Raw genomic sequence first — 6738 nt, 5'->3', positions numbered from 1 at the left:
CACCGAGCGCGCAGAGCGTGCCACCGAAGCCCCCGGACTCCGCCCGCCCCGACGGGAAGAGCACCGCCGGACCCGGCGGCAGCCGTCCCACCGGCCCCGGCACCCAGGACGAGACCGGCACCGGACCGTCCGAGGACCCGGCCAAGGGTTCCTCGGACAGCACCGAGGGCACGGACGGTGACGGCGCCGGACAGCCCGGCACCTCCCAGGACGGCACGTCGGGCGCCTGGTACGCCAAGACCCTGAAGGCCTGCCGCGACTACCGCGACGGCAAGCTCGACGACGACCGCAGACGCCGCCTCGAAGCGCTGGCCAAGGGCGCCCGCAATCTGGACCGGTTCTGCGACCGGATGCTCGACAAGGCCGGCGACAACGGCAACAGCCAGAACGGTGACGGCGACGGCGACTCGGACGGCGACGGCGAATCGCCGCCCGGCGGTTCCGGCTCCCTCCCGTCGATCGGGTTCACTCCCGCGTCCCCGCACCCGTCGACCGCCTTCGCCGGAACGGACCCCGGAGCGGACGTCACCGCCTCGCAGCCGGCGGCGCCGGACACCCCCGTCGCGGTCCGCTGACCCCCGCCCGCCACGGGGTGTGACGTTTTTCGGCACACAGACGCAGTACGGAGTGAGCCGACTGGTCATCGGCAGCGTCCTGAGCCGGGGTTCCCCCCGTACCTGCGGCTCGGCGCAATGGCGCGGGCGGGACACGTTCCCCCGGTCCCGCCCGCGCCCCTCAGATCCTCCGGCCCCGCCCGGCACTCAGCCGTAGACGACGACCTTGTCGCCGTCGCGGACCTGGGCGAACAGCGAGGCGATCTTCCCCTCGTCCCGGACGTTGACGCAGCCGTGCGAGGCGCCGTTGTAGCCGCGGGCCGCGAAGTCCGACGAGTAGTGCACCGCCTGGCCGCCGCTGAAGAACATCGCGTACGGCATGGGCGAGTCGTAGAGCGTCGACACATGGTGCCGGGACTTCCAGTAGACGGAGAAGGTGCCTTCGCGGGTCGGCGTGTACTGCGAGCCGAACCGCACGTCCATCGACGAGAGGACCTTGCCGTCGATCATCCAGGACAGTGACCGGCTGTTCTTGCTGATGCAGATCACCCGGCCCGTCATGCAGCGCTTGTCCGGCTTCGCGACCGGGCGGGTGGTCGGCGGGTTCAGCTCCGCGGCCGTCGGCTCGTGTGTCATGCCGAGCAGCTTCTGCCAGGTGAGCGTGTCCGCCTTCCCCGTACGGGACAGTCCCCGCTTGCCCTGGAACGACTGCACGGCGGCGACCGTGACGGTGCCGTAGTAGCCCGTGGGGCTGCGGCCGAAGTGGCCTGTCTGACGCAGCCGGGCCTGGAGCTCGCGCACCTGCTTGCCCTGCGCGCCGCTCGCCATCAGCACCGTGCCCTGCGGGTCGGGCGCGGGCGTGGACCTCGGCGGTGCGCTCGGCTTCGTGCTCGCGCTCGCGGACGGCGTCGCCGTCCGCGGCTCGGCCGCGCCGGGCTTGGCGTCGTCGGTGGGCCTGCCGCTCGTCGGCGCGGGCGCCGGGGCGGACGGGGTGCTGCCCGCGGCCTGCGGCTCGCACCCCGCGGTCACCGCGGTCAGCGCGAGCACGGCGACGGCCGCGGTCGCCGCCGCGGCTCCCTTGCCGCCCTTGGGCGCGTGGCCGCGCCCGGTCCTTCTGGTGCGTACCATCTCGGCCCCCTGGGGTCTCGGGTATCCCATGGGACGGATTCCCGCTCTGCCCGGTTGCCGAATCCTGCGGATGATGGGGAAATCGTTAGCGGGCACCCGAGGACGCCTCAGGTTCCGCATCGGTGACCAGCGGGAGGCGGAGCGGATGACGCGCGATTCTGAGTCGGGACTGCCCATCGAGCCGGTCTACGGGCCGGACGCGCTCGACGGTTGGGACCCCGCGGAGAAACTGGGGGAGCCGGGCGGCTATCCGTTCACCCGCGGTGTGTACCCGTCGATGTACACCGGCCGCCCGTGGACGATGCGCCAGTACGCGGGCTTCGGCACGGCCGCCGAGTCCAACGCCCGGTACAAGCAGCTCATCGCCAACGGCACCACGGGCCTGTCCGTCGCCTTCGACCTGCCCACCCAGATGGGCCACGACTCCGACGCGGCCCTCGCGTCCGGTGAGGTCGGCAAGGTCGGCGTGGCGATCGACTCGGTCGAGGACATGCGGGTGCTGTTCGACGGGATCCCGCTGGACCAGGTCTCCACCTCGATGACGATCAACTCACCGGCCGCGCTGCTCCTGCTGATGTACCAGCTGGTGGCCGAGGAGCAGGGGGTGCCCGCAAGGCAGCTGAGCGGCACCGTCCAGAACGATGTGCTCAAGGAGTACATCGCCCGCGGCACGTACATCTTTCCGCCGGGGCCCTCGCTGCGGCTGACCGCGGACATCTTCAGGTACTGCCGGGCCGAGATCCCGAAGTGGAACACCATCTCGATCTCCGGCTACCACATGGCGGAGGCCGGGGCCTCGCCCGCGCAGGAGATCGCCTTCACGCTCGCGGACGGCATCGAGTACGTCCGGACCGCCGTCGCGGCCGGCATGGACGTCGACGACTTCGCCCCGCGGCTCTCGTTCTTCTTCGTCGCCCGTACGACGCTCCTGGAGGAGGTCGCCAAGTTCCGCGCCGCGCGGCGGATCTGGGCGAAGGTGATGAAGGAGGAGTTCGGCGCCAGGAACCCCAAGTCGCTGATGCTGCGCTTCCACACCCAGACCGCGGGCGTCCAGCTCACGGCCCAGCAGCCCGAGGTCAACCTGGTGCGCGTCGCGGTACAGGGCCTGGCCGCGGTCCTGGGCGGCACCCAGTCCCTCCACACCAACTCCTTCGACGAGGCCATCGCGCTCCCGACCGACAAGTCCGCCCGGCTCGCGCTGCGCACCCAGCAGGTCCTGGCGTACGAGACGGACGTGACGGCCACCGTCGACCCGTTCGCGGGCAGTTACGTCGTCGAGCGGATGACGGACGACGTCGAGGCCGCGGCCCTGGAGCTGATGCTCAGGGTCGAGGACCTGGGTGGCGCAGTCAGCGCGATCGAGCACGGCTTCCAGAAGAACGAGATCGAGCGCAGCGCCTACCGCATCGCCCTGGAGACGGACAGCGCCGAGCGGGTCGTCGTCGGCGTCAACCGCTTCCGGCTCGACGAGGAGGAGCCGTACGAGCCGCTCCGCGTCGATCCGGCGATCGAGGCCCGGCAGGCGGCCCGGCTGGCGCGGCTGCGCGCCGAGCGCGACGGGAACGCGGTGGAGACGGCCCTGGCCGCCCTGCGGAGCGCGGCCGCAGGCACGGACAACGTGCTCTACCCGATGAAGGACGCGCTCAGGGCCCGCGCCACGGTGGGCGAGGTCTGCGACGCGCTCCGGGAGGTGTGGGGGATCTACGTGCCGGCGGACGCGTTCTGACCCGGGGGCCGGTGACTCCGTCGAGCGAGGGTGCGCACCGGCGACCGGGTCTCTGTCGCACGGGCGGACGGCTCGAAGGCCGGGTTCGCCGACCTCGTGGCCTGAACCCCGGCCCCGGTGAACCCCTCCGGACCGGGAGTCCCGCCCGCGTGCGACACTCCGTTTCATGCTGGGTGTCAATGACCTTCCGACCTATCTCGCCGGCCTGGTGCTGATCGTTCTGCTGCCGGGTCCGAATTCGCTGTACGTGCTGTCCGTCGCCGCCCGGCGCGGGGTGCGGACCGGCTATGTGGCCGCGGCCGGGGTGTGGACCGGGGACACCGTGCTGATGACGCTGTCCGCGCTGGGGGCCTCGTCGCTGTTGCGGACGACGCCCGTGCTCTTCACCGTGGTGAAGTTCGCGGGGGCGGGCTATCTGACCTGGCTGGCCGTCGGGATGCTGCGGGCCGCGGTGTCCATGTGGCGCGAGCGGCACCGGCGGGTGGCCGAGCTGACGGGCGAGTCGGCGGACGGGGCCGAGGCCGTGGGCGCCATGGAGCGGCCGTACCGCCGGGCGCTGGTGGTCAGCCTGTTCAACCCGAAGGCGATCCTGTTCCTGATCTCGTTCTTCGTGCAGTTCGTCGATCCCGGGTACGCCTATCCGGCGCTCTCCTTCCTGCTGCTGGGCACCCTGCTCCAGGCCGCCAGCTTCCTGTACCTGTCGATGCTGATATTCGGCGGCACCCGGCTGTCCGCCGCGTTCCGCCGCCGCAAGCGGCTGTCGGCGGGCGCCACTTCGGCCGCGGGTGTGCTGTTCCTCGGCTTCGCCGCGAAGCTCTCGCTCAGCAGCGTCTGACCGGGCGGCGCCGCCCGCACCCGGGCCCATGGCGACGAACGCGGGAACTCAGCCGAGCTCGACTTCAAGGCCCAGCGGTGCCAGGTATCCGGCGAGCCCGGCCGTGTCCTCGCCCGCCCAGCCGATGTAGCCGTCCGGCCGGATCAGGAACAGCCCCTTGCCGTACGCCTCGTACGCGTCCATGCGGTGCACCCGGACCGCCGGCCCCGCGGACTGCGGCAGGTCCGCGTCGGTGCCGACCGCCAGCAGCGTGAAGTGCGGGCCCCGGAAGACGTCGAACAGCCGTCCCCCACCGCGTACGCGTACACGATGGGCTTCGTCAGCGAGGAGCAGGGCGTCCGCCCGATGCCGGACCAGCGGCGCGAGGGCTTCGACATCGGTGAACGCGCGCAGCGGATGGCCCGCTACCCGCTCGCCGCGGCGGCCGGCTCCGAGATCTTCGACCACTACGACGAACGCTTCGAGGACGGGCTGCGGCTGATCGTCGCGGGCGTCGAGGCACGGTACGGGGTGCGCTGAGGGGCGCGGTCGGCAGGCCCTACGGGCGAGCGCGCCGCCGCCGTGCCCGGCTCAGGGCCGCCGGTGCGAACGCCGTGGCCAGCAGGGCCGCCAGCGCGGCGGCCCCGGCGAGCGCCCCGGCCCGCAGCCCCGGCGGCCGGAACGAACAGTCCACCGCCGTCCGGCCGTCGCCGACCGGCACCGCGACGAGCCCGAGGTACGAGTCGGCCGGACGCCCGTCGCAGCTCCAGCCCGCGATCCGGGGCGCGGCCAGCACGGCGACCCCCTCGGTGTGCGGCGGGAGTTCGGCGTGCACACCGCTGCCGGAGACGGTGACCCGCGTCGCCCCCGTCTGCTTCAGCCCCGCCACCGCCGAGGCCAGGCGCCCCGGGTCCAGGCAGCCGACGGAGTCGTGCGGAACCGTGCTGTCCCGCTCCGCCCGCAGCGTCACGGCGATCCGTCCCCCGCCCGGGCCCAGCGGCAGCATCGCGGCCCGGCGCGCGGGCAGGTCGCCCCGCAGATCGTTCGGTTCGCCGACGGCGCCCAGCCGCGCGGTGCCGAACAGGTCGGGCGCCCACAGGAACACCTGGCTGCCGGCCGGACAGCTCGCACTCAGGGTGTACGCGCCGGCCCGCACCTCGTAGGCGTGCGGATTCCTGGCGGGGGCGGCCGCACCGTCCTCGGACCGCAGCACGGTCGTCGGCAGGGTGTACACCGGGGCGCCGAGCAGCTCCTCCTGGTTGCGGAACGGCGAGCGCCCCCACCGGGCCGCGCCCCCGGACCCGGACGGCCGCACCGTCACCAGCGGCGGCACGTCCTCGCGGGTCACGGTCACCGGCCGTTCGTCCGGGCGGTTCCAGACCTGGTGCGGATCGCGCGGCACATGGACCCGGGCGCCGACCGAGAACACCGCGTCGGTCACCGGGTTGTCCAGGCTCTGCAGGGCGCGGCCGCGCGAGGTCCAGCCGCCGCCCAGGGCGAGGAGGGTGCGGGTCGTCACGTCGGGCGTATGGCTGCTGTAGTAGGCCCCGCCCTGGCCGCCGACCACCAGCGGATCGTTGGCGGTGCTCTGTTCCAGGCCCGGATCGGTGCGGTAGCGCGGCCAGCCGTCGGCACGGGAGACCGCATCGGCCTGGAGGCGCTGGCGCTCGCCCCAGGGCGCGTAGTCGTCGAGCAGCCTCAGCCGCTGCCGGTCGGCGTACGCGGTGGTCGCGGCGGCCTGCCCGGCCTGCGCCCCCACCAGCAGCAGCACCGCGAGCGCGAGGAACCTGCCGCTGCGCACCAGCGCGAGGGCGCAGAGGGCCGCCACCAGCCCAGCGGCGAACAGCGGATACGTCCACCGGGTGACCAGTGCGCTGGGCGCGGCCGCGGCCGCGATCAGCACCAGCACCCCGGCCCCGCCCAGCAGCGCCCGCCGGTCCGGCCAGGCACGGGCGACCGAGGTCCAGGCGGCGATCACCACGAGGCCGCAGAGCACGAACGTCTGCCGGAACGGGCTGCCGTTCGGCGTCGCGAAGGCGTGCCAGAGCAGATGGGTGGGCCCCCACTGCAGGGACAGCGCGACCGCGGCCACCAGCCCCGGCCACACCCAGCGCTCGGCGCGCGGCGCGGCACGGTGGAAGGCGAGCGCGCAGGCCAGCAGCAGGGCGCCCGTGCCGAGGAAGACCGCCGGACTGAAGAAGCCGTACGTGGCCGGCAGCAGCCGTGCCGCGACATCCGGCCAGGCCGCCGGGGCGAACTCCCGGTTCCAGCCCGGGTAGGCGTGCTTGGTGCCGAGGAACACCGGCAGCAGGACCGGCGCGGCCAGACCGATGCCGAGCAGCACCGTCCGCACCGCGCGCACCAGCCCCCGGACCCGCTCCCGCGACGTCCCGTCCTCCAGCAGCAGCCGTACCACCAGCACCAGCGCGGCCCCGAGCGTGGCCATGTACGCGGTGTAGAAGTTGGCGACCCAGGCGAGCGTCACCAGGAGCGTCGCCGGTACCGGCCGCCGCGCG

6 protein-coding genes and 1 pseudogene are annotated in these 6738 nt (G+C 73.5%); 4 read left to right on the top strand and 3 right to left on the bottom strand.

What is annotated here, in order from left to right:
• A partial coding sequence (locus tag J1C73_RS03465) for a helicase associated domain-containing protein (protein ID WP_242643658.1) occupies nt 1-575 on the top strand: 575 nt, incomplete at its 5' end.
• A 186-nt stretch (nt 576-761) separates the two neighbouring features.
• Here J1C73_RS03465 and J1C73_RS03460 read toward each other — a convergent pair.
• Nucleotides 762-1682 (bottom strand): L,D-transpeptidase family protein, encoded by a 921-nt coding sequence (locus J1C73_RS03460; protein ID WP_207315029.1) that lies wholly within the window; start codon nt 1680-1682, stop codon nt 762-764.
• A 145-nt stretch (nt 1683-1827) separates the two neighbouring features.
• Here J1C73_RS03460 and J1C73_RS03455 point away from each other — a divergent pair, with 145 nt between their 5' ends.
• Both J1C73_RS03455 and leuE read left to right on the top strand, forming a co-directional pair.
• A complete protein-coding gene (locus J1C73_RS03455; protein ID WP_207315028.1) occupies nt 1828-3408 on the top strand; it encodes an acyl-CoA mutase large subunit family protein in 1581 nt (526 codons plus the stop codon).
• A gap of 166 nt (nt 3409-3574) precedes the next feature.
• Complete coding sequence (gene leuE / locus J1C73_RS03450; RefSeq protein ID WP_207315027.1) at nt 3575-4243, top strand: leucine efflux protein LeuE; 669 nt, start codon at nt 3575-3577, stop codon at nt 4241-4243.
• A gap of 48 nt (nt 4244-4291) precedes the next feature.
• On the opposite strand, the gene J1C73_RS03445 is transcribed toward leuE, so the two are convergent.
• Nucleotides 4292-4489 carry an aromatic-ring hydroxylase C-terminal domain-containing protein gene (locus J1C73_RS03445; RefSeq protein WP_372446646.1) on the bottom strand — a complete coding sequence of 66 codons (198 nt, stop codon included), beginning with the start codon at nt 4487-4489 and terminating at the stop codon, nt 4292-4294.
• Nucleotides 4490-4534: 45 nt separating this feature from the next.
• Here J1C73_RS03445 and J1C73_RS03440 point away from each other — a divergent pair.
• Nucleotides 4535-4762 (top strand): annotated as a pseudogene (locus J1C73_RS03440) (TetR/AcrR family transcriptional regulator C-terminal domain-containing protein); the annotation flags it as partial.
• A gap of 19 nt (nt 4763-4781) precedes the next feature.
• On the opposite strand, the gene J1C73_RS03435 reads toward J1C73_RS03440, so the two are convergent.
• The coding region (locus J1C73_RS03435; RefSeq protein WP_207315025.1) for a YfhO family protein at nt 4782-6738 on the bottom strand (1957 nt) is incomplete at its 5' end.

This window comes from Streptomyces laculatispora, from assembly GCF_017353455.1.
In the GTDB taxonomy this organism is placed as follows: Bacteria; Actinomycetota; Actinomycetes; order Streptomycetales; family Streptomycetaceae; genus Streptomyces; species Streptomyces laculatispora.
Note: the sequence above shows the minus strand (reverse complement) of the source record. Positions and strands in the feature narration are given on the sequence as shown.